1 protein-coding gene is annotated in these 739 nt (G+C 51.0%); it reads right to left on the bottom strand.

What is annotated here, in order from left to right; genetic code table 11:
- Positions 1–739 (bottom strand): aconitase family protein (locus ACS8FD_RS20130; RefSeq protein ID WP_439277169.1); only part of this gene is annotated, 739 nt, incomplete at both ends.

Below are 739 nucleotides of genomic sequence, written 5' to 3'. Positions count from 1 at the left end.
TGGCATAGGCTTCAACCGTTTCGATTTGCTGCTCTGAGCGCCCAGTGAGACGCAAATAATCAATGGTTTGCTCATCGATGGAGAACATCGCAGCCGTTGCGCCGTACTCTGGCGTCATATTGGAGATAGAAGCACGGTCGCCGACGGTCAAATTGCGCGCGCCTTCACCGTAAAATTCTAGGTAGGCGGAAACCACGCCTTCTTCACGTAAAAACTCTGTCATTGCGAGCACCAAATCGGTACCGGTAATGCCTTCTTGCAGCTTGCCTGTTAGCTCAACGCCAACGATGTTTGGCAAGCGCATGTATGAAGGGTTGCCCAACATTACGCTTTCGGCTTCTAGCCCGCCGACACCGATAGAGATAACGCCGAGCGCATCGACCATTGGTGTGTGGCTATCAGTACCAACTAAAGTATCAGGGAAGGTGATGGCATCGCCGTCTTGATCCGCGACGACTTGTACCACTGGCGACATTTTTTCAAGATTGATTTGGTGCATGATGCCGTTACCGGGTGGTACGACGTTGACATTATCAAAAGCGTACTGACACCAGTTGATAAAGTGAAAACGGTCTTCGTTACGGCGCTCTTCGATAGCACGGTTTTTTTCAAACGCGTCTTCTTCAAACCCTGCATGCTCGACTGCTAAAGAGTGATCGACGATAAGCTGTGTTGGTACGATGGGGTTAACTTTGGACGGATCGCCGCCTTCCGCTGCGATAGCATCACGTAGACCTGC

Source organism: Psychrobacter sp. 1U2 (assembly GCF_051847575.1).
The sequence above is the reverse complement of the archived record's forward strand: the minus strand, read 5'-3'. Positions and strand labels throughout refer to the sequence as shown.